This is a genomic window from Hylemonella gracilis (genome assembly GCF_004328645.1).
In the GTDB taxonomy this organism is placed as follows: domain Bacteria; phylum Pseudomonadota; class Gammaproteobacteria; order Burkholderiales; family Burkholderiaceae_C; genus Hylemonella; species Hylemonella gracilis_B.
Map to the genome: position 1 here is coordinate 2,602,346 of NZ_CP031395.1, position 22,367 is coordinate 2,624,712.

General features: G+C 65.4%; 20 protein-coding genes. 16 read left to right on the forward strand and 4 right to left on the reverse strand.

From position 1 onward, the window contains the following. Window positions 1-28: 28 nt before the first annotated feature. The 3 genes from DW355_RS12250 to DW355_RS12260 all read right to left on the reverse strand — a co-directional run bounded on the left by DW355_RS12250 (window position 29) and on the right by DW355_RS12260 (window position 3,562). Complete coding sequence (locus DW355_RS12250) at window positions 29-1,210, reverse strand: pyridoxal phosphate-dependent aminotransferase (RefSeq protein ID WP_131280442.1); 1,182 nt, start codon at window positions 1,208-1,210, stop codon at window positions 29-31. Window positions 1,211-1,346: 136 nt separating this feature from the next. After that, on the reverse strand, window positions 1,347-2,330 hold the full coding sequence (locus tag DW355_RS12255) for a CysB family HTH-type transcriptional regulator (RefSeq protein WP_131280443.1): 984 nt from the start codon (window positions 2,328-2,330) through the stop codon (window positions 1,347-1,349). A gap of 83 nt (window positions 2,331-2,413) precedes the next feature. Then, window positions 2,414-3,562 carry an iron-containing alcohol dehydrogenase gene (locus DW355_RS12260; RefSeq protein WP_131280445.1) on the reverse strand — a complete coding sequence of 383 codons (1,149 nt, stop codon included), beginning with the start codon at window positions 3,560-3,562 and terminating at the stop codon, window positions 2,414-2,416. A 200-nt stretch (window positions 3,563-3,762) separates the two neighbouring features. Here DW355_RS12260 and DW355_RS12265 point away from each other — a divergent pair, with 200 nt between their 5' ends. The 3 genes from DW355_RS12265 to DW355_RS12275 all read left to right on the forward strand — a co-directional run bounded on the left by DW355_RS12265 (window position 3,763) and on the right by DW355_RS12275 (window position 7,094). Then, window positions 3,763-5,034: a diguanylate cyclase domain-containing protein gene (locus DW355_RS12265; protein ID WP_131280446.1), complete on the forward strand. Its 1,272-nt coding sequence runs from the start codon at window positions 3,763-3,765 to the stop codon at window positions 5,032-5,034. Window positions 5,035-5,154: 120 nt separating this feature from the next. Then, window positions 5,155-6,141 carry an alpha/beta hydrolase gene (locus DW355_RS12270; RefSeq protein WP_131282665.1) on the forward strand — a complete coding sequence of 329 codons (987 nt, stop codon included), beginning with the start codon at window positions 5,155-5,157 and terminating at the stop codon, window positions 6,139-6,141. A 20-nt stretch (window positions 6,142-6,161) separates the two neighbouring features. Further along, complete coding sequence (locus tag DW355_RS12275) at window positions 6,162-7,094, forward strand: YbgC/FadM family acyl-CoA thioesterase (protein ID WP_131280448.1); 933 nt, start codon at window positions 6,162-6,164, stop codon at window positions 7,092-7,094. Here DW355_RS12275 and DW355_RS12280 read toward each other — a convergent pair. After that, complete coding sequence (locus DW355_RS12280; RefSeq protein ID WP_131280449.1) at window positions 7,070-8,026, reverse strand: YgfZ/GcvT domain-containing protein; 957 nt, start codon at window positions 8,024-8,026, stop codon at window positions 7,070-7,072. The genes DW355_RS12275 and DW355_RS12280 overlap by 25 nt on opposite strands. 78 nt (window positions 8,027-8,104) lie before the next feature. Between DW355_RS12280 and mltG the strand changes: the two genes are divergently transcribed. The 13 genes from mltG (at window position 8,105) to DW355_RS12345 (ending at window position 22,361) form a co-directional block, all read left to right on the forward strand. Beyond that, on the forward strand, window positions 8,105-9,187 hold the full coding sequence (gene mltG / locus DW355_RS12285; protein ID WP_242671141.1) for an endolytic transglycosylase MltG: 1,083 nt from the start codon (window positions 8,105-8,107) through the stop codon (window positions 9,185-9,187). Next, window positions 9,187-9,822, forward strand: coding sequence for a dTMP kinase (gene tmk, locus DW355_RS12290; RefSeq protein ID WP_131280452.1), 636 nt, complete (start codon window positions 9,187-9,189; stop codon window positions 9,820-9,822). Before mltG ends, tmk begins: the two co-directional genes overlap by 1 nt. Then, window positions 9,819-10,958, forward strand: a complete 1,140-nt coding sequence (locus DW355_RS12295; protein ID WP_242671142.1) for a DNA polymerase III subunit delta' — start codon at window positions 9,819-9,821, stop codon at window positions 10,956-10,958. The genes tmk and DW355_RS12295 overlap by 4 nt, the downstream gene beginning before the upstream one ends. A 29-nt stretch (window positions 10,959-10,987) precedes the next feature. Next, window positions 10,988-11,818 (forward strand): TatD family hydrolase, encoded by an 831-nt coding sequence (locus DW355_RS12300; RefSeq protein ID WP_131280454.1) that lies wholly within the window; start codon window positions 10,988-10,990, stop codon window positions 11,816-11,818. A gap of 285 nt (window positions 11,819-12,103) precedes the next feature. Beyond that, window positions 12,104-12,658 (forward strand): Hsp20/alpha crystallin family protein, encoded by a 555-nt coding sequence (locus tag DW355_RS12305; RefSeq protein WP_242671143.1) that lies wholly within the window; start codon window positions 12,104-12,106, stop codon window positions 12,656-12,658. After that, complete coding sequence (locus DW355_RS12310; RefSeq protein WP_242671144.1) at window positions 12,655-13,395, forward strand: ABC transporter ATP-binding protein; 741 nt, start codon at window positions 12,655-12,657, stop codon at window positions 13,393-13,395. Before DW355_RS12305 ends, DW355_RS12310 begins: the two co-directional genes overlap by 4 nt. Further along, window positions 13,395-15,761: an ABC transporter permease gene (locus DW355_RS12315; RefSeq protein WP_347562752.1), complete on the forward strand. Its 2,367-nt coding sequence runs from the start codon at window positions 13,395-13,397 to the stop codon at window positions 15,759-15,761. The genes DW355_RS12310 and DW355_RS12315 overlap by 1 nt, the downstream gene beginning before the upstream one ends. A 5-nt stretch (window positions 15,762-15,766) precedes the next feature. Beyond that, on the forward strand, window positions 15,767-16,960 hold the full coding sequence (locus DW355_RS12320; protein WP_131280457.1) for an efflux RND transporter periplasmic adaptor subunit: 1,194 nt from the start codon (window positions 15,767-15,769) through the stop codon (window positions 16,958-16,960). Between the two features lie 218 nt (window positions 16,961-17,178). After that, window positions 17,179-18,591 (forward strand): YfcC family protein, encoded by a 1,413-nt coding sequence (locus tag DW355_RS12325; RefSeq protein ID WP_242671145.1) that lies wholly within the window; start codon window positions 17,179-17,181, stop codon window positions 18,589-18,591. A gap of 11 nt (window positions 18,592-18,602) precedes the next feature. Then, window positions 18,603-19,835, forward strand: a complete 1,233-nt coding sequence (locus tag DW355_RS12330; RefSeq protein ID WP_131280460.1) for an arginine deiminase — start codon at window positions 18,603-18,605, stop codon at window positions 19,833-19,835. 33 nt (window positions 19,836-19,868) lie between these two features. Then, the gene (gene argF, locus DW355_RS12335; protein ID WP_131280461.1) at window positions 19,869-20,870 is read left to right on the forward strand and encodes an ornithine carbamoyltransferase; all 1,002 of its coding nucleotides are present in this window, start codon (window positions 19,869-19,871) and stop codon (window positions 20,868-20,870) included. Between the two features lies 1 nt (window position 20,871). Then, window positions 20,872-21,789, forward strand: a complete 918-nt coding sequence (arcC, locus tag DW355_RS12340; RefSeq protein ID WP_131280463.1) for a carbamate kinase — start codon at window positions 20,872-20,874, stop codon at window positions 21,787-21,789. A gap of 41 nt (window positions 21,790-21,830) precedes the next feature. Then, the gene (locus DW355_RS12345; RefSeq protein ID WP_131280465.1) at window positions 21,831-22,361 is read left to right on the forward strand and encodes a flavodoxin family protein; all 531 of its coding nucleotides are present in this window, start codon (window positions 21,831-21,833) and stop codon (window positions 22,359-22,361) included. Window positions 22,362-22,367 lie beyond the last annotated feature (6 nt).

Sequence of the window (22,367 nt, forward strand, 5' to 3'; positions counted from 1 at the left end):
CAGGCCTGCGCGGTAGGGGAGGAGGACCTCAGAGCCGTGCCAGACGCTCCAACGCAAGCTGGAGCGTCTCATCTTTCTTGGCATAACAGAAGCGGATGACTTTCTGGTCGTGGCCGTCGCCGTAGAAGGCCGAGAGCGGGATGGCCGCCACGCCGATCTCCGCAGTCAGCCAAAGGCAGAAATCGGCCTCGCTGAGGTCGCGCTCGGGCACGGCCAGGTTCGAGATGTCCACGCACTGGAAGTAGCTGCCCTCGCTGGGCAGCAGGTGAAAGCGCGTTTTGGCCAGACCCGCGCGGAACAGGTCGCGCTTGCGCTGGTAGAACGCGGGCAGGGTCAGGTAGGGCTGCGGATCGGCCATGTAGGTGGCGATGCCGTGCTGCACCGGCGTGTTGACGGTGAACACATTGAACTGGTGCACCTTGCGGAACTCGGCCATCAGCGATGCGGGCGCCGCCACGTAGGCCACTTTCCAGCCCGTGACGTGGTAGGTCTTGCCGAAACTGCTGACGATGAAGGACCGCGCCGCCAGACCGGGGTGGCGGGCCACGCTTTCATGCCGCTGGCCGTCGTAGACCATGTGCTCGTACACCTCGTCGGCAATCACCAGCACGTTCGTGGGGGCCAGCAGTGCCTCCAGCTTGTCCATGTCCTCGCGTGACCAGACGGTGGCGCTGGGATTGTGCGGCGTGTTGAGGATGAGGGCACGGGTCCGCGGCGTGAGCGCCGCGGCGATGCGATCGAAGTCAGGTTTGAACGATCCCGGCTCGCTGGCTGAACCCAAGGGCACCCGCACCACCACGCCGCCCGCCAGCTCGATGTTGGGCACGTAGCTGTCGTAGCAAGGTTCGAGCACGATCACCTCATCGCCCGGATGCACCACCGCCAGGATGGCCGTGAGGATGGCCTGGGTCGCACCTGCGGTGATGGTGATCTCGCTGTTGGCGTCGTAGGCGTGGCCGTACAGCGCCGCGATCTTGGCCGCCACGGCCTGACGCAGTGCGGGCACACCGGTCATCAGGGGGTACTGGTTCAGGCCCTTGCGCATGGCCTCGGTCACCGCGTCGACCAGGCGTGGGTCGCCCTCGAAGTCCGGGAAACCCTGGCCCAGGTTCACGGCGTTTTTCTCCGCCGCCAGCGAAGACATCACGGTGAAGATGGTCGTGCCCACCTTGGGCAGGCGACTCTGTAGGGATGGCGTTGTTGCATTCATGGGCAGGCTACAAGTGTGAGGAATCTCTTTCTGGCCAGGGCTCCCGTGGAGCTGGCTCAGCCAGGCCACCGGGAGCGTCCCCCCGCCACCGCAGGATGAGCGGGGGAAGGCGCGTAGCGTCACAGGGGGGACGGTTTTACAACTCATACACCGCGCTTTCGCCGCGCATCACGCGTTGCACCAGATCGCGTGGCAGCCGCTCGCTCAGCAGTTCGGCGAATTCGTAGACGAAATTGCGCAGGTAGGCGCCGCGCTTGAAGGCCACGCGGGTGACATTGCGGCCGAACAGATGGCCCAGCGGGCGGACGACGAGTTCGCCCTGATCGCTGCGTGGATCGATGCGCGCGTCACCGCCCGCGAGCGCGGGCCGGTCGCGCACCGCCATTTCGGCCACCAGTCCCAGGCCCATGCCCAACTTCACGTAGGTGGTGATGACGTCCGAGTCGATTGCCTCCAGCACGATTTGTGGGTTCAGCTTGCGCTGCGCAAAGGCGGTGTCGATGCGGGTGCGGCCCGTGAAGGTCGGGTGGTAGGTGATCAGCGGCACGGCCGCCAGGTCTTCCAGGTGCAGCCGCTCCTTGCTGGCCAGGGGGTGCTGCGCGGGCAGTACCAGCACATGCTCCCATTCGTAGCAGGGCAGCGTCACCAGCTCATCGTAGTCGGCCAGCGACTCGGTGGCGATCCCGATCTCGGCCACTTCGTCGATCAGCATGCGTGCGACTTGGTCGGGGTTGCCTTGATGCAGCGAGAGTTTGACCTGTGGCCATGCAGAGCGCAACTTGGCCACCGGCGAGGGCAGCACATAACGGGCCTGGGTATGGGTGGTGGCGATGGAAAGGGTCCCGCTGTCCTGGGCGCTGTACTGCTCACCGATGCGCTTGAGGTTGCCGACCTCGCGCATGATGACTTCGATGCTGCGCAGCACCTGCTCGCCGGGTTCCGTGACGCGTTTGAGCCGTTTGCCGTGGCGGGCAAAGATATCGATGCCCAGCTCTTCCTCCAGCTCCAGGATGGCCTTGGACACGCCGGGCTGAGAGGTGTGTAAGGCCTTGGCCGCCTCGGTCAGATTGAGTTGGCGCCGCACCGCTTCTTGCACAAAGCGAAATTGATGCAGATTCATGGCATATCCGGATAAAGAATCCTTTCATTATGCCTTTTGTTCTTTATGACTTCCTGATCGCTTTAGCCCGTGTCTTACGGGCGCTAAAGCGATGCCGCCAGCAAGGCTTCGTAGTCCTCGGCGCTTGCTTCCCTGGGATTGGTCTTGTGGCAATGGTCGGCCAGCGCGCCGCGCACGATGTCGGGAAACTGCGTCGCCTTCACCTCCAGCGCGGTCAGGCTCGCCGGCAGGCCCAGTCGGGCATTCATTTCCTGGATGGCGGCCGGAATGTCCGCGCCTGTAGGCAGTCCCATGGCCTGTGCCATGCGTTGCAGCCGGTTTTCACGCATGACGTTTTCCGCCTCCGCGTTGAAACTCACCACAGCTGGCAGGAAAACGGCGTTCAACGTGCCGTGGTGCAGGCGCGGATTCAGCCCGCCCAGGCTGTGGCTCAGGCTGTGCACGCAACCCAGACCTTTCTGGAAGGCCATGGCACCCTGCATGGACGCGCTCATCAACTGGCGGCGGGCCTCGCCGTCCCGGCCATCGCGCGTCGCGCGCTCGATGTGCGCCCAGCCGCGCGCCAGGCCGTCCAGCGCGATGCCATCGGCCGGCGGATTGAAGGCCGAGGCCATGAAGGTCTCCATGCAGTGCGCGATGGCGTCCATGCCAGTGGCTGCGGTCAGCAGCGGGGGCAGGCCGAAGGTCAGTTCGGGATCGCAGATCGCGGCCTTGGGCACGAGGTGCCAACTGTGGAAACCGAGCTTGCGGTGGTCGTCCAGGATGAGCAGGGCACCGCGTGCGACCTCGCTGCCGGTGCCGCTCGTCGTGGGCACGGCGATCAGAGGCGCGACGCGTTCGGTGATCAGGGCGGACCCGCCTTCGATGGTGGCGTAGCGCTGCAGCGGGCCTTCGTGCGTGGCCATGAGGGCCACGCCCTTGGCGCAGTCGATGGCGCTACCGCCGCCCACGGCGATCAGGCCGTCGCAGCCTTGCTTTCGGTACAGGGCCGTCGCGGCAAGCACGGCGCTCTCGGTGGGATTGGGCGGGGTCTGGTCAAAGACCGGAACCATGGCGCTGCCAGGGCCACCAGCCAACGCCGCCAGGGCCCGATCGACGATGCCCGCCGCCCTGATTCCCGCGTCGGTCACGATCAGCGGCCGGCCGATGCCAACGCGCTCGCACTCCTGGCGCAGCAAGCGGATGGCGCCAAAATCGAACTGGACCTGGGTGACATAATGAATCAGCGCCATGTCGTCTCTCCTGTGCGATGGATGGCGCCTTTTCATGGGCGCAGGCGTGCTTCATGCGCACTGTAGCGGCGGACGCGGGCGATGTCGCCGATCGGCTGTCTCGTCGGGTACTCGCCGCGCCCCGACCTTCGGCATGATTCTTGATTGCGGGGTACCGGAAGGCGAAAGCACTCCAGGGACGACGTTGGGAGCAGCAAGCGATGTCCGTCAGCTCTTACGAGGACCTTTTCAGCACGGTATTCGAGCATGCGGGCACCGGCATAGCCTTGGTCGCGCCGGATGGTCGCTGGCTGCGCCTGAACCAGAAACTCTGCGACATCCTGGGGTATACGCAGGACGAACTGCTGCCCAAGTCTTTCCAGGACATCACGCACCCGGACGACCTGAACGCCGACCTTGATCGGGTCCGTAGCTTGTTGGCGGGCGAGATCGCGTCCTACACGATGGAGAAGCGCTACCTCCAACGCCGCGGAGAACCTGTTTGGGTCAGGCTCACGGTGACGCTGATACGCAAGCCCGACGGCTCGCCCGACTACTTTGTCTCGGTGGTCGAGGACATTGGCGCCAGCAAGCGCCTGGAGCAGCAACTGCGCCAACACGCCCTGTTCTTCGAAACCTCGGAACAGGGCGTTGTGATCCTGGATGCGGACCGTCGCGTCGTCGATGCCAACGCCGCCTTCGAGCGCATCACCGAGCACCGGCTGGACGAGATTCGCGGGCAGTCCATCCTTGGCCTGCTCAGTTCCGATCGCCACGACGCCTATTTCTTTCGCCAGATGTGGCAGGCGGTGCGACAGGAGGGCCATTGGCAAGGGGAGATCTGGAATCGCCGCAAGGGCGGTGACGTGTACCTTGAGTGGCTCAGCGTTCACGCGGTCAAGGACGCACGAGGCCATGTGCAGGCCTACATCGGCGCACACACCGACATCAGCCGGATGCAGCATGTCCAGAGCGAGATGGAGCGACTGGCCCATTACGACGCCTTGACCGGTCTGCCCAACCGCCTCTTGCTGATGTCGCGCCTGGCACATGCCATCGACCGGGTGAAGCGCGGGGGCATGGGCGCGGTGCTGTTTCTCGATCTGGATGGCTTCAAGCAAATCAATGACACCCTGGGACATCCCGTCGGGGATGAGCTGCTGCAGGCCGTCGGCCACCGTCTCAAGGCACGCCTGCGTGACATGGACACCCTGGCGCGGCTGGGCGGCGACGAATTCATCGTCGTGCTGGAGGACGTGGAAACTCCGGACAGCGTGGCCGTGCTTGCGCAGGAGTTGTTATTGCAACTTCGCGCTCCGTTCAAGCTGTCCCTGGGCCGCAAGGTCCAGGTCGGCGGCAGCGTGGGCATCGCTTTATTTCCCCAGGACGGCCGCGAGGCCGCTCAACTGATCGCGCGAGCCGATCAGGCACTGTACGAAGCCAAGGCGGCCGGCAAAGGGTGCTTCCGTTTTTTCATGCGCCATCTCCTGTAGGATGCGCGCTCCGAGTTCAGGTCGCCGATTCTGTTTCCAGTTGCAGGCGCCATGGCGCATGGTCAGCGGCAAGCACACCGCTGAGACGCCGACCGTTCATTTTTGTCAATTTCCGATTTGATGCAGCACGTGCGCGCCCCGCAAGATCGCAGCCCCCGGGACCTGCTCACCTCTGCCATGCGGCAGGTCATCGACAACATCGCTCGCGCCCGGCAACCCGCCCTGCATGATCTGCCACCCGAGCAGGCGCGGCTCGCTTACGCGAAGGGGTCTGGCGTGCTCGATGTGCCAGGCCCGGCCTTGGCTCGGGTCGAAGATGTGCGCGTGCCCACGCGTGATGGCACGTCGTTGCCAGCTCGCCTGTACGCCCCCAGAGCCATTGCACACGGACGCCTGCCCGCAATGCTCTATTTCCATGGCGGCGGTTTCACCATCGGGGGGATCGCCAGCCACGAGGCCTTGTGCCGCCGGCTGGCCGATCAGGCGACTTGCGCCATCCTGTCCCTCGATTACCGGCTCGCGCCCGAGCACAGGTTTCCGACGGCGGTCCACGACGCCTGGGATGCCCTGTCGTGGCTGGCCGGTTCCGGGCAGGCCGAGGCACTCGGCATTGACCCCATGCGTCTGGCGGTGGGGGGCGATAGCGCGGGTGGCACCTTGGCCGCGGTCTGCGCCATCCAGGCCCGTGATGCCGGCCTGCCGTTGGCTCTGCAACTGCTGTTCTACCCCGGCACCACCGCGCATCAGGACACGCTCTCGCACCAGACCTTTGCGGAAGGCTTCGTGCTGGATGCGGCTTCCATCGATTATTTCTTCGACCAGTACGCGCCCCTGCGCACCGACCGCGAGGACTGGCGTTTCGCCCCCCTGCTGGCGCCCGATGTGGACAATGTCGCGCCGGCCTGGATAGGGTTGGCCGAATGCGATCCGCTGGTTGACGAAGGTCTGCTCTACGCCGACAAGCTGCGTGCCGCGGGCGTGACGGTGGATCTGGACATCTACCGTGGCGTGACCCACGAATTCATCAAGATGGGCCGTGCCATCCCCGAAGCCTTGCAAGCCCAGGCCGACGCGGCGCGGGCCCTGCGAGCGGCCTTGCACGCTTGAACGAGAAGGAAAACAAACGCATGAAACGCCTGGACTTTCGATTCCTCCACCGCCTGCGCGTGCGCTGGGCCGAGGTGGACATGCAGAAAATCGTCTTCAACGCGCATTACCTGATGTACTTCGACACGGCCATCAGCGATTACTGGCGCGCCTTGGCCCTGCCTTACGAGGAGGCCATGCAGCAGCTCGGTGGTGACCTCTACGTCAAAAAAGCCACGGTGGAATTCCATGCCTCCGCCCGCATGGACGACCAATTGGAGATCGGCCTGCGATGCGCGCGCGTCGGCAATTCCTCGCTCCAGTTCATCGGCGCCATTTTTCGTGGCGAGGAACTGCTGATCAGCAGCGAATTGATCTACGTCTACGCCGACCCCGCGACGCAGACGTCGCGGCCGGTGCCGGCCCTGCTGCGGGAACTGATGGCGGACTTTGAAGCGGGCGCCGGGGCGGGGCCCGCCTTGACGACCTTGCGCGTCGGCGGCTGGGCCGAACTGGGCGAGGTCGCCTCGCGTGTGCGCACCGAGGTCTTCGTGCGTGAACAGCGCATCCCTGCCGAGATGGAGTGGGACGAAGCGGACCAGACCGCCGTGCACGCGGTGATCTTCAACCGCCTGGGCATGCCACTGGCCACAGGCCGACTGCTGAGCGACAAGGAGCCGGGCGTGGGCAAGATCGGTCGCATGGCCGTCCACCGCGCCCTGCGCGGCACCCGCCTGGGCCGCGACTTGGTGTCCGCGTTGAGTGAGGCCGCCCGGGCGCGCGGTGACCATGCACTGGTGCTGCACGCGCAGCGCAGCGCCGAGGGGTTTTATGCGCGACTGGGCTTCGTGGTGCGCGGTGAGCCCTACGAGGAGGTCGGCATTCCGCACGTCACCATGGTCCGCTCCTTGAGTGTTCGCGTCGAGGAGCCAAGCAAGGCAGACGCCGCTCAGATGTCCTCGCGCAAGGCGTAGGGCAGGGGGCGTGGTGCCAGCACCGCGCCATCGGCGGTCTGAAGTCGGGCCTGCGCGTGGGCGGTCTGCAGTACCACGATGGCATCGAAACCACCTGGGGGCGTGCCCGGGCGTTCGACCGGCGCGGCGGCGGCCTGCGCCACCACCCCACAGGCTTGGTCCGGCTCGGCCGCATCAAAGACGTCCTGGCCCGCGCTCAGAGGCACGGCGCTGTGCACGCGCACGGCGCGGCGCTTGATGGCGCCACGGAACTGGCTGCGCGCCACCACCTCCTGGCCTGGGTAGCAGCCCTTCTTGAAATTGACGCCGTCGAGGGATTCGTAGTTGAGCATCTGAGGCACGAAGGACTCAAAGATCGGCGCGCTCACCATGGCCACGCCGCTCAACACCTCGCCCCAGAGCCAGTCTTCATGCCGCAGCGCAGTTGCCTCGGGTGCGGGCGTTCCGATTGGGGCCAGCCAGAGGGCACGCGCAGCGCGGGCATCGCCGTCCACCGCGGGATGGAGGTGGACCAGCCGGGCTTCGCCCACGGGCTGACAGGCCCAAGGCAATGGCGCCGGGCGCGCGGCATCGGTGCCCGCCAGGCTCGTGACCGCGTCACCCGCCAGGCCGAGCAGCGCGAAGTTGCTCGTCGCGTCGCTCAGCTTGACCTTGGCGCGCAGCACGAACATGGTCAGACGCTTGAGCGTGCGTTCGAGCAAATCCTTGCTGCAGACCAGCAGAACGTCGTCGGCGGCGAGCTTCACGCCGATGAAACTGGCCTGCATGCGCCCTTGAGCCGAACAGAAGGCCGCCAGTCGCGCCTGGTCCGCGCCCAGCAAGGCAAAGTCATTCGTCAGCTGACTCTGCAGGAACTTGGTGGCATCCTCGCCCGTGGCGCGAAGGATGCCCAGGTGGGGCAGGGGGGAAATACCATTGAGCAAGGAGTTCATGGGCCTGAATTATCATCACCCGTCATCAACCTATTCGGATCAGGGTCTGTGTTCAGGACGCTCAAAAATCTTGTTGTTTTGTTTCTGTTGCTGCTCAGCCTGGCGCTGGTGGGTGCGGTGGCTGCGGCCACCTGGTGGCTGAACCAGCCGCTGCAGCTCACGTCCAGCCTGGTGGACGTCACGATTCCCCAGGGGGCCTCGGCGCGTGCGGTCGTGCAGAACTTGAATCTCAACGGCGTACAAACCCAGCCCGTGCTCTTGTACGGCTGGCTGCGGTTTTCCGGTGCTGCCCACCGCATCAAGGCGGGCAACTATGAACTGACGCCAGACCTGACGCCGCGCACCTTGCTGGCCAAGCTGGTCAAGGGCGACGTGGCCCAGCGCAGCGTGACCCTGGCCGAGGGCCTGACCTTCGGGCAATGGCGGGCCATCTTGCGCGCGGCCCCGGACCTGAGCGCCGACACCTCGGGCCTGAGCGCGTCCGAGATCATGGAAAAACTCGGTCAAGCCGGCGTGCCTGCTGAAGGGCGTTTCTTCCCGAATACCTACACCTATCCCAAGGGATCCAGCGATCTGGCCCTGCTGCGCCGGGCCATGCAGGAGATGGATCGGCGCCTGGCCCTGGCCTGGGACCTGCGCGAGCCCGGCAGCCCGCTCAAGACGCCGGAAGAAGCGCTGATCCTGGCCAGCATCGTCGAGAAGGAAACCGGGCATCCGGAAGACCGCACTCATGTGGCCGGCGTGTTCAACAACCGCCTGCGCATCGGCATGCGCTTGCAGACCGATCCCACCGTGATCTACGGCTTGGGCGAGAAATTCGATGGCAATCTGCGCAAGGTGGATCTTCAGACCGACACGCCCTGGAACACCTACACCCGTGCGGGCTTGCCCCCCACGCCGATCGCGATGCCCGGCATGGATTCTCTCCTGGCCGCCGTCAAGCCCGCCAAGACCGAGGCGTTGTATTTCGTCGCGCGTGGTGATGGCACCAGCGAGTTCAGCACCACCCTGGGCGACCACAACCGCGCGGTGCGGGAGTTTCAGCTCAAACGCAGTGGTAAGACCGAGTCAGCGCCGGCCAAGGACGACAAAACGCCGAGTCCGGCCAGCCCGAGCCCGATCCCCCCGCCCGCGACTCCGCCTGCCGCACCCGCACCGTGATGAGCGGTTTTTTCGTCAGCTTTGAAGGCATCGACGGCGCGGGCAAGTCCACCCACATCGCGCGTCTTGCCGATGCCCTGCGCGGGCAGGGGCATGTCGTCACCCTGACGCGCGAGCCCGGGGGCACGCCGCTGGCCGAGCAGTTGCGAGCCTTGGTTCTGGCGGAAAAAATGGATGCGCTGACCGAGGCCTTGCTCGTCTTCGCGGCCCGCCGCGATCATTTGCAGACCGTCATTGAGCCCGCGCTGGTGCGCGGCGAGGCCGTGCTCTGCGACCGCTATACCGACGCCAGCTACGCTTATCAGGGAGGCGGGCGCGGATTGGACCTCGAGGTCTTGGCTGCCCTGGAACGCTGGGTACAGGCCATGCCCGAAACAAACAAGCTGCGCCAGCCCGATCTGACGCTCTGGTTTGATCTGGCGCCCGAACAGGCCGCCGAGCGCCTGGCGGGTGCCCGTGCACCCGACAAGTTCGAAGCGGAGCCGGTGGCTTTTTTCCGCCGCGTGGCCGACGGTTATGCCCGCCGCGCGGCACAAGACCCGCAACGGTTCACGCGCCTGGATGCGGCCCAATCGCGCGAAGCCGTCTGGGCGGAGCTGCTGACTGCCGTGCGGCGCAAAGGCTGGCTGACATGAACGACATGCGCGACGAGGCCAGCGCCGCAAGCACGATGCCGCCCTGGATCGCCCGTCAGAGCCAGACGCTGGCCGCCCGGCCCGGCCATGCCTGGTTGCTGCAGGGGCCTTCGGGTCTGGGGCAATACGGTCTGGCCCTGGCCCTGGCGCGGGCCTGGTTGTGCGAAAGCCCATTGGCGTCGTCAGCGGCCCCTGAGAACGGGCCGGGCGGCGGCTGGAGCGCCTGTGGCCACTGCCCGTCCTGCCATGCGATCGACGTGCACACGCATGCCGACCTTTGCGTGCTCATGCCCGAAACCGTGATGCTGGAACTGGGCTGGCCCTTGAGCGAGAAAGCCCAGGGCGAGATCGACAAGAAGGAGCGCAAGCCCAGCAAGGAAATTCGCGTCGACGCCATGCGCGATGCCATCGAATTCGCGCAGCGCACCAGCGCGCGCGGCCGCGGCAAGGTCATGCTGATCTATCCGGCCGAGCGCATGAACGCCATCACCGCCAATGCCTTGCTGAAAACGCTGGAAGAGCCACCGGGCGAGCTTGCCGCGGACAGGGCGGAGGGCTTGTTCGGCGACGCGGCGGCCCCGCCTGCCGTGCCGTCGACCCGCTTCGTGCTGGCCACCGAGGCCGCGCACCAGCTTCTGCCCACCATCCGTAGCCGCTGCATGAGCCATGTCATGGCCTGGCCCACGCCGGACGAAGCGCTGGCCTGGCTGCGGACGCAGGGCATGACCGATCCTGATGCCCAGGTGTGGTTGCGCGCGGCCGGCGGCCGGCCCGAGGATGCCGTGCGTCTGGCAACCCTGGTGGGTGAACCGGCGCGCTGGCAAGGCTTTCCTCGCGCCATGCAACGTGGTGAACTTGCGGGTGTGGCCGAATGGAGCCCACCGCAGTTGATCGACGCCTTGTACAGGCTCTGCCACGACTTGATGAGCCAGCGCGTTGGCGCCGCGCCGCGTTACTTCGACGCAGCCGATCTACCGCCCCTCAAAGCCACGGCAGCGGGCCAGGCCGCGTTCGGTCCGTTGCGGGATTGGCAGCGTGAACTGGCACAGGAAGCCCGCACGGCGGAACACCCCTACAACCCCGGCCTGATGATGGAAGCGCTGGTCAGCCGCGCCAGCCGCGTGCTCCAGTCCTGACGACATAACTTTTCCCCGTGCGCCGCCCCATGTACACCGACTCCCATTGCCACCTGAACTTTCCCGAATTGCGTTCGGACCTGCCTGGCATCCGCGCCGCCATGCGGGCGGCGGGCGTGGAACGGGCCTTGTGCATCTGCACCCGGCTGGAAGAGTTCGACGCCGTCCATGGCCTGGCGCTGGACCATGCGGACCCGGTCGAGGGCCCGGTCTTCTGGTCCACCGTGGGCGTCCATCCAGACGAGGAAGGCGTGGCCGAGCCCACGCTGGATGACCTGCTGAGCCGGGGCCGTTTGCCGCGTGTCATCGGCATTGGCGAAACCGGGCTGGACTATTACCAGATGGAAGAGCGCAAGGGCGGGCGCACGGTGGCCGACATGGAATGGCAGCGCCAGCGTTTCCGCACCCACATCCGGGCGGCCCAGGCCTTGCGCAAACCCCTGGTCATTCACACCCGCGAGGCCTCGGCCGACACCCTGGGCATTCTGAAGGAGGAGGGCGAGGACGCCTCCCCCGGCAGCGCGGGTGGCGTTTTCCACTGCTTCACCGAGACCGCCGAGGTGGCCCGGGCCGGCCTGGACCTGGGTTTCTACATCTCGTTTTCCGGCATCCTGACCTTCAAGAAGTCCGAGGAACTGCGGGAGGTTGCCCGCTTCGTGCCCCTGGACCGGATGCTGATCGAGACCGACAGCCCCTACCTGGCGCCCGTGCCATACCGGGGCAAGACCAACAACCCATCCTACGTGATCCACGTGGCCCGGCAGATCGCCGAGCTGCGCGGCATCAAGCCGGAGGATGTCGCCGAGATCAGCAGCCGCAATTTCGAGCGCCTGTTCAGCGGCTGTCTGGCGCCGGCCTGAGCGCCTAATCCTCAGCCGACTTGGCGAACGGGGCTCGGGAACTGCCTTGCCTTGGCAGTGTTTCACGCATCGAAGGCAGTGCTTGAGCCATCGTGAGATCTGGCGTTTAAATCTTTGATCTCAAAGAGTTTTTTGCCCGCCCGGTGGCGCTTTCAGGTCGATGACACGGTTTCATTTACTTAATACGATGTGTATTATGTAAAGTATCAAAGAGAGCCGGAAAGGTGCAGACCGGGCAAGCAAGCATCCGTTTGAAACAGGTTCCCCTACCGTTGCTGTTCAAAAGTGCACCGTCTTGAACTGCATTTGAGAAAAGTCAACGACGGACATGTCGTCGGTGCCTACAGTTTTCCATGTGCCGCTGCGATTGCCGCAGCCCGTTCTCCGATCCACTTTTGTGAGGAAATCGCCATGGGTACCCTGAGACTTCTTGATCCTGCGTTTGGGGACAACTTTGAAACCGCCATTCGCCGCTTCTTTTCTCCCGCCATGTTCGAGCCGGAACTGGCGCCATTGAAGATGCGCATTGACGTGAGCGAGAACAATGCGGCCTACACCGTCAAGGCCGACATCCCCGGCGTGAAGAAGGAAGACATCCATGTGCGCGTCGAAGGCAATCTGGTGCAGATCGACGCTGAAACCCAATCCGACAAGGAAACCCGCGGCGATGGCGACAAGGTGCTGCGCAGCGAGCGGTACTACGGCAGCCTTTCCCGCAGTTTCAGTCTTGGGCAGGACGTGGACGCAGCCAAGGTGCAGGCGACGTATGCCGATGGCGTCTTGACGCTGGATCTGCCGAAAAAGGCATCTGCGCCATCGTCGAAGATCCGCGTTCAGTGATCGAGGGTGACGGACCACGGGCAGCAGGAACCAACCGCCCAATTCTGCATGCTCGCGCGCTTACCAAGACCTATGGCGGCGGTGAGACCGCCGTCCAGGCCCTCAAGTCGGTTGATCTGGAGGTGCGCGAGGGTGAATTCATCGTGCTTCTGGGGGCTTCAGGCAGTGGCAAGTCAACGCTGTTGAACATCCTGGGCGGGCTGGATCTTCCAAGCTCCGGAGAGATCGAATTCCTTGGTGAGCGCCTGGATGGTGCGAGCGATGAGAGGCTGACGCGATACCGGCGCGAGCACGTCGGGTTCATCTTCCAGTTCTACAACCTGATTCCCAGCCTCACGGTGGCTGAAAACGTGGCGCTGGTCACCGACATCTCGCGCGATCCCATGCCGATCGATGAAGCGCTCGCACTCGTCGCGCTGACGCCCCGGCGCAACCACTTCCCTTCCCAGCTGTCGGGCGGCGAGCAGCAACGCGTGGCGATCGCGCGCGCCATCGCCAAGAAACCCCAGTTGTTGCTGTGTGACGAGCCCACTGGAGCGCTGGACTACGCAACCGGGAAACTGGTGCTCGAGGTCATCGCCCGCATCAATGCCGACCTGGGGACGACCGCCATCGTCATCACGCACAACGCAGCGATTGGCGGCATGGCGGATCGCGTGGTTCGCCTCGCCGATGGGCGCATTGCCAGCGTCGAGGCGCCGGCGCGTCGCCTGACGCCGGCTGAACTGTCCTGGTGATGATGAAAGCCCTGGACCGCAAAATCCTGCGCGACCTTCGCCTGCTCTGGAGCCAGGCCTTGACCATCGCGCTTGTGGTGGCCTGCGGTATCGGTGGCTTCCTTGCCATGCTGTCCGCCGTGGACTCGCTGGCGGGAGCGCGCGACGATTTCTACAGCGCAGACCGCTTCGGCGACGTCTTCGCGACCGTGCGGCGCGCACCCGCATCCGTGGCAGCGCGCCTGGTGGAGTTGCCCGGCGTGATCGACGTGCAAACCACGGTGGAGGCCATGGCGCGGGTGAGTGTGCCGGGCAGCATCGATCCGGTGATGGGCCAGTTGATCGGTCTGAATCCATTGGCCCTGCCCCGCCTGAATCGTGTCCTGCTGCGGTCCGGACGATGGGCCGAAGGCGGTGCGCGTAGCGGGGAACTGGAAGCGGTGGTGACCGAGAGTTTCGCGCAGGCGCACAAGCTCGGTCCGGGGGCGACCGTCAACGCCTTGGTCAACGGCAAGCAAAGGATGCTGCGCATCACGGGGACGGCGCTGTCTCCCGAGTACATCTTCGGCGGCATGATGGGCGTTCCCGATCTGCGCTCCTTCGGTGTCTTCTGGCTGGACCAGGCTGAGCTGGCCGCGGCCCTTGACATGACGGGGGCCTTCACCCGCGTCACGCTCAAACTTGCGCCCGGAGCCTCACGTGCCACGGTGATCGACGCGGTCACGCGGCAGCTGGAACCACTCGGTGGTTCGCCGGCCCACGGGCGCGACGAACAGGCATCCCATGCCATGCTGGACAACGAAATCAGGGAGCAGCGGGTGCTTGGCACGGTGCTGCCCGCCATCTTTCTGGCGGTCGCCGGTTTCCTGCTCCACGTGGTGACCGCGCGTCTCGTGGCGACCCAGCGAGAACAGATCGCCACGCTCAAGGCCCTCGGTTACGCCAACCGTGGCATTGCCCTGCACTACCTCAAGCTGGTCGCTCCCATGGTGCTCAGCGGGTATCTCCTGGGGCTGCTGCTCGGCGATTGGCTCGGTCAGGGGCTGACGCGACTCTATGCGGACTTCTTCCATTTCCCCAGCTTCGAGCATCGCATTCCCTTCAGTCTTGCCGCTGGCGCCTTGGCCATCGTTGCGCTGACAGCGGTTATGGGCACGCTCACGGCGATCGCCGCAACGGTGCGCCTCTCGCCCGCCGAGGCAATGCAGGCACCCGCGCCAGGCCGCTTTCGACGTGCGCTGCTGGAACGCCTGCCAGGGCTGCGCCCTACTCCCGCGTTCCGCATGATCGTGCGCAATATCGAGCGCAAGCCATTGCGCACGGCGGTCACCATCGGCGGCATTGCCGCCGCGGTCGCGATCGTGATCATGGGTAATTTCTTCCGCGACGCGATGGAGGTCATCATCCACACCCAGTTCAATCTGGCGATGCGGGGCGATCTCATTGTCTGGGCCAACGATCAGGTGGACGAAGGCGCGGCGCGAGAACTGGCCAGACTTCCCGGCGTGCTTCAGGTGGAAGCCGGCTACAGGGTTTCGGTCCGCTTCATCAACGGCGCGCGCAGCGAAAATGGCCTCGTCAATGGGCTGGCCGCGATGCCGCAATTGCAACGCGTGGTGGATGTCGACAGGCGGGAGGCTTTCGCGGGCACACATGGCTTGCTGATGACGGACCGGCTGGCGGACAAGCTGGGCGTCAGGCCAGGCGACACCGTGACCTTGCAAGTGCGAGAAGGTCGGCGACAGGAGCGGCAAGTCATCGTCGAACGCACCGTGCGCGACATGATGGGGCTCAACAGCTACATGGAGCGCGAGGCGCTCCTGCGACTCCTGGGCGAAGGCCATGTCGCCAACAACTTCAGCCTTCGCGTTGAAAGCGGTGCGCTTCCGCATGTGCTGGAAACCACGCGCGACCTGCCGCGCATCGCGGGCGCATTCAGCAAGGCCACCCTGCTGCGCAACATGCGCGAAGTCAGCGCGCGCAACATTCTCATCATGAGCAGCATCCTGACGGTGTTCGCGACGGTGATCGCGGTGGGCGTGGTCTACAACAATGCGCGGATCGCCCTGTCCGAGCGCACGTGGGAGCTGGCGAGCCTGCGCGTTCTGGGTTTCACGCGCGCCGAAGTCTCCTTCATCCTGCTGGGAGAACTGGCGCTTGGCATTGCGCTCGCTTTGCCCCTGGGCATGGCGCTCGGCTCGGCGCTCACCCACACCATCGTGGAGTTGATGCGCTCCGACCAGTTCCTGTTTCCCGTGGAGATTCAGCCCCGCACCTACGCCTGGTCCGCCGTCGCGGTTGTCGCTGCGGGGGTTGCCAGCGCATTGGTCGTGCGGCGCCGGATCGACAGCCTGGACATGGTGGCCGCATTGAAAACGAGGGAGTGACATCCATGAAAAATTCTGCAATCGCGCTGTACGCCACCGCCGGCATTGTCACCGTCGCCGCGCTGGGCTGGGCCTTCTCTGCGCAACCTCTGGAGGTAGAAGTTGCCGCGGTGGATCGGGGCCATTTCGAGCGTGCCATCGAAGAAGACGGTTGGACGCGTCTCCAGGACCGGTATGTCGTGTCGTCGCCAGTCGCGGCCCGTCTTTCACGCATGGGGTTGCGGGAAGGTGATCGGGTACAGGCCGGCGATGCCGTGGCGGTGCTGACGCCGGTGATGCCGTCCCTTTTCGACGAACGAAGCCAACGCGAGGCCACCGCGCGTTTCAAGGCCGCGCAAGCGGCCGTGAGCGCGGCCAGTGCGCAGGTGGAGCATGCGAAGGTGATGGAGAACGAAGCACGCATCGAGCTGCAGCGCACCGAGCAGATCACGCGGGGTGGGTTTGCTTCCCCATCCCATCTGGACAGCGCGCGACTGGCCCTTGAAGCATCGACGCGTGAGCTCGAAGCGGCGCTGGCCGCGCGTGAAGTGGCCGTGCAGGAGCGCGAGCAGGCGCAGGCATCACTTCAGCCCGTGGATGACCGCATGGTGGCGGGCCGCCCCCTTGCCGTGCGGGCGCCTGTTTCCGGCGTGGTGTTGCGCGTGCCGATCCAGAGCGAAACCACGGTCGCGCCCGGCGCCGCGCTGCTGGAAATCGGCGATCTACGGCGGATGGAGGTGGTCGCCCAGTTGCTCACGGCGGATGCGGTTCAGGCGAAACCAGGGACCCGTGTGTCGATCGAACGCTGGGGAGGTCCCCCGCTCGAGGGGCGGGTGCGCCGCGTCGAACCGGCCGCTTTCACCAAGGTGTCTGCCCTGGGCATCGAGGAGCAGCGCGTCAATGTGCTTGTCGACATCAGGTCACCGCCCAGTGAATGGCTTGCCATGGGTGATGGATTTCGCGTGAGCGTGCGCGTGATCACCGCCAGCACTGACGATGCAGTCATCGTTCCGGTTGGCGCCCTCTTCCCACTGGGTTCTGGCGGCATGGCCGTCTATGTGCTGGACGGGCGTCATGCCCGCCTTCAGCCGGTGGACATCGTGGCTCGCAATGGCAATGTGGGCTGGGTCCGAAGCGGCCTGAACCCGGGAGCGCAGGTCTTGGTCTACCCGCCGCCGGGTGTCACGGACGGCGCCCGGGTCGCGGTCCGGCGTCCTTAGGCCGCATCAGAAAGGCGCATGACTTCTGGCGCATCCGGTGATCGACAGCGTGGGTTCGACGCGTATCCTTGATGTTTGTCAAAGTCCCTCGGCCATGGCGGGTACACCATGGCATGAGGCGCCGCGCAATCCCTCCGCCACCCCGAGGCGGGGTGCCGGTGTCACAGGAGGTACACATCATGGAAAGTCAGGCGAATTCGTCCCGGAGTCCGGCATCCTTGCACAGCGTCCAAGACCGATTCCCCACCGCATACACCATCCTCTTCGTGCTGATCATCCTGATGGCCGCGCTGACCTGGGTATTGCCGGCAGGCCAGTACCAACGTGTTGCCAACGAGGCCCTGGGCAAGGATGCCCCGGTGCCGGGGACCTACCAGGCCGTGGCGCCTACTCAACAAGGCGTGGTTGACGTGCTGATGGCCCCCATCTCAGGCTTCTACAACCAGAGCTCGGGCATGGCGAATGCCATCGACGTTTCCCTCTTCGTGCTCATCATCGGCGGATTCCTGGGCGTGGTGAATGCCACGGGCGCCATCAACACCGGCATCGAACGCGTGATGCAGCGGATGAAGGGCCGTGAAAAATGGATGATCCCGGTCTTGATGCTGTTGTTTGCCGCGGGTGGCACGACTTATGGCATGGCGGAGGAAACGCTGGCGTTCTACGTGCTGCTGTTGCCGCTGATGATCGCGGTGGGCTACGACGCGCTGACGGGCGTGGCGGTGATCATGGTGGGCGCGGGCATCGGGGTGCTGGGCTCCACCATCAACCCGTTCTCGACGGCCATCGCGTCCAACGCGGCCGGCATTCCGTTCACGCAAGGCATGGTCCTGCGGCTGGTCATTCTGGCGTTGGGATGGCTGATCTGCGTGGTCTACGTGATGCGCTACGCCGAGCGTGTCCGCAAGGATCCGTCGGCCTCGCTGGTGGCCGATCTCAAGGCAACCAATGAGGCCCATTTCCTGCGCCATCGCGAGAGCCACAAAGACGCGGTGCTGACCGGACGACAGATGCTCATCCTGCTCATGTTCGGGGCTACCTTTGCCGCCATGGTCTGGGGCGTGGCGCTGCGAGGTTGGTGGATGGCCGAGATGTCCGCCCTCTTCCTGGCATCGGCCATAGCCATCGGGCTGGTGGACTGGATGGGTGAGAAGCCCTTCACCACCGCATTCGTGGACGGTTCCCGCGAGCTGCTGGGCGTGGCCTTGGTGATCGGCCTGGCGCGTGGCATCGTGGTCATCATGGACCAGGGCAAGATCACGGACACGATCCTGCACGCCTTCGAGGGTTGGATCGGTGGCATGCCGGACATCGCTTTCGTGAATGCGCTGTTCGCCACCGAAGGCCTGCTCAGTCTGCTGGTGCCGTCCACCTCGGGCCTGGCGGTCCTGAGCATGCCCATTCTCGCGCCGCTGTCGGATTTCGCCGGCGTTTCCCGGCACCTCGCCGTGACGGCGTTCCAGACCGCGATCGGCATCACCAACCTGGTCACGCCCACGTATGCCGTGGTGGTGGGTGCCTTGGCCATCGGGCGCGTGCCCTACCACCGCTGGCTGCGCTTCATCTGGCCGCTCATGCTGCTGCTGACCTTGCTCAGCATGGCGTCGCTGAGCGTGGCGGTCCTGCTGTGAGCATGTCCCGGATGCCCGCAGACCATTCGGTCCGCCTTGGGGTGCACTCCGAGGTCGGAAAGCTGAGGCGCGTGCTGGTGGGTTCACCTGGGCTCGCCCACGAACGCCTCACTCCGGCCAACTGCGACAGCATGCTGTTTGACGACGTGTTCTGGGTTGAACAGGCGCGCACCGATCATTTCGACTTCGTCTCGAAGCTGCAGGATCGCGGTGTCGAGGTGCTCGAGATGGGCCAGTTGCTCGGCGAGACCCTGGCCCTGCCGGTCGCGCGTGACTGGGTTCTGCAGCGCAAGGTCACGCCTGACCACGTGGGCGTGGGCATGCTGGATGAGCTCAAAGGTTGGCTGTGGGAACTGCCTGCCGAAGCGCTGGCGCGCTACCTCGTCGGTGGCGTTGCGGTGCACGAGCTGCCGTTCAAGCCGCATGGCATGTTCGGCTCCTACCTGGGGCCCGATGGCTTCGTGCTGCCTCCCCTGCCCAACCTGATGTTCACCCGCGATACCAGTGCCTGGATCTATGGTGGCGTCACCCTCAACCCGATGCACTGGCCCGCCCGCCGGCAGGAGACGCTGCTGACCGCGGCTGTCTACCGTTTTCATCCCCTATTCGCGCAAGCCGGATTTCCCATCTGGTGGGGTGACCCCGACGTGGACCATGGGCCGGCCACGCTGGAGGGGGGAGACATCATGCCCATCGGCAACGGCGTGGTGCTGGTCGGCATGGGCGAGCGCAGCACCCCGCAGGCGGTCGGGCAACTGGCGCGGGCCTTGTTTGCCGCTGGCGCGGCGCAGCGCGTCGTCGCCTGCCAGATGCCGCCGTCGCGCGCGACCATGCACCTGGATACGGTGTTTTCTTTCTGCGATCGCGATACCGTGACGAGTTTCGTGGAAGCGGCGGCGCAGATCGCCTGCCACAGCCTGTACCCCAACGACCAGGGTGGCGTCGAATACCGGCGCGAGAAGCAGCCGCTATTCGACGTGGTGGCGCAGTGCCTGGGACTGAAGCAACTGCGCGTCATCCCGACCGGTGGCGACGGGTATGAACAGGCGCGCGAGCAGTGGGATGACGGCAACAACGTGGTTGCCATCGAACCCGGCGTGGTCATCGGTTACGACCGGAACACCCATACCAACACCTTGCTGCGCAAGGCCGGCATCGAGGTCATCACCATCCGCGGCGGAGAACTCGGACGGGGCCGGGGCGGTGCGCATTGCATGACTTGCCCGCTGTGGCGCGACGCCTGATGCGCCCCAAGCGCCGATCCAGAAGGAAGAACCATGGCATACAACCTGCGCAACCGCAGTTTTCTGTCCCTGCGGGACTATTCGGCTGGCGAGATCGGCTTCCTGCTCAAGCTCGCCGCCGATTTGAAATCCGCCAAGTACGCGGGCACCGAACAGCCGATGTTGCGCGGCAAGGAGATCGCCCTGATCTTCGAAAAAGACTCGACCCGCACCCGTGTCGGCTTCGAGGTGGCGGCACACGACCAGGGCGCCACGGTCACCTACCTCGGTCCGTCGGGCAGCCACATCGGCCACAAGGAGTCGATCAAGGACACCGCCCGCGTGTTGGGTCGTGTGTACGACGCGATCGAGTACCGGGGCTTTGGCCAGGCCGTGGTCGAGACGCTGGCGAAATGGTCCGGCGTGCCGGTCTACAACGGGCTCACCGATCAATTCCATCCGACACAGGTCCTGGCCGATCTGCTGACCATGCGTGAGCATTGCGAGAAACCCTTGCGCGAGATCGCCTTCTGCTTTCTTGGCGACACAGGCAACAACATGGGGACGTCGCTGCTGATCGGAGCCGCCAAGCTGGGCATGGATGTGCGCCTGTGCGGGCCGCAGTCCTTGTGGCCGGACCCGGCCTTGCGCGAGGAGGCACAGATGCTAGCGCAGGAGAGTGGTGCCCGCATCCTGCTGACCGAGGAACTGGCGGCCGGCGTGAAAAACTGCGACTTTCTGTACACCGATGTCTGGGTGTCGATGGGGGAGCCCGAGGCCGTCTGGGCCGAGCGCATCCAGCAACTGCTGCCCTACCAGGTCAACGCGCAGACGATGACCCTGACCGCCAATCCACGCGCGCGTTTCATGCATTGCCTTCCGGCCTTTCATGACACCGAGACGGAGGTGGCCGCGCGCATCGCCAAGCTCCATGGCATCACCGCCATGGAGGTCACGGACGATGTGTTCGAAAGTCCGGCGTCGATCGTGTTCGATCAGGCCGAAAACCGCCTGCATACGATCAAGGCCGTTCTCGTGGCCACCCTCGGGGACTGAGATGGCACGTATCGTGGTCGCGCTCGGTGGCAATGCCCTTCTTCGGCGTGGCGAGCCTGTGAGCGCGTCCACGCAACGGGGCAACATCCGCGGCGCTGCGAAAGCCCTGGCGCGGCTGATGGCCCAGGGCCACCAACTCGTCATCACCCACGGCAACGGGCCGCAGGTGGGCCTGCTCGCGCTGCAGGGTGACGCCACAGGCCAGGGCGTGTTTCCGCTGGACGTGTTGGGCGCAGAGACCGAGGGCATGATCGGCTATGTATTGCAGCAGGAACTGGACAACGCCTGCCCGGAGCCCGCGCGATTTGCCACGCTGCTGACGCAGATCGAGGTGGACCCCCGCGACGCGGCCTTCCGGTCGCCGAGCAAGCCCGTGGGGCCGGTCTACAGCGAGGCCGATGCACGACGGCTGGCCGACCGGCGCGGGTGGGCCATTGCGCGCGATGGCGAGGCTTGGCGCCGCGTCGTGGCATCCCCCAGGCCCGTGCGCATCCTCGAGATCGAGGTCATCCGCCTTCTGGTGGCACAGGGCGTCACCGTGATCTGCGCGGGCGGTGGCGGCATTCCGGTGGCCCGACATCCGGATGGCAGCCACATCGGCTTGGAAGCCGTGATCGACAAGGACCATGCCAGCGGCTTGCTGGCCGCCGAATTGCAGGCTGACATTCTGCTCATGCTCACCGATGTGCCGGCTGTGTTCACGGCCTGGGGGACCGCAGCCCAGCGCGCGTTGGGCGATGTGACACCGACCGAATTGGCGGCCCTGGACTTTGCCGCAGGTTCCATGGGCCCCAAGGTGCAGGCCGCCTGCGACTTCGTGAACCGCACCGGGGGCCTGGCCGGTATCGGCGCGCTGGAGGACGCATCCGCCATTCTCGCGCGCGAAACAGGCACGAGGGTGATCGCCCCGCGGCCGTGACGACACGTGGATCGCATCCCATTTGCCCAGGAGGAATCCTCATGAACAGCAACGTACTGGTGGTCGTCTATTCCTACACAGGCACCTCCCTGGCGGTGGCGAAGCTGATGTGCAGCCAGCAGCACTGGGCCCTGGCCTCGATCCAGGAGATCCGGTCGCGCGGTGGCGCATGGGGCTACTGGCGCTGCCTGCTCGATTCTTTCCTGCGCCGTCATCCGCCGATCCGTTACAACGGGCCGCCGCCGGGAGACTTCGATGTCGTGGTGCTGGTCTCGCCCATCTGGGCGTGGCGGCTGGCCGGTCCCATGCGCACCTTCGCCAGCCTGCAGCGTGCGCGCCTGCCCGCGGTGGCGGTCGTCTCCGTGATGGGCGGGCAAGGCGCCGAGAATGCGGTGGCTGAGATCAGCGACATCCTGGGCCGCGCGCCGACCCTGAGCACGGCCGTCACGGCGCGCGAGGTCGACGACGGGAGTTGCGCCGCGCGGTTGCAAGCATTTGGCAGCGCCGTGCAAAGCGCAGTGGACTCGAACGCCGTCGTCCGGCCGCCCCTCCTCTCCCCCGATTCGATCTGAGTTCGG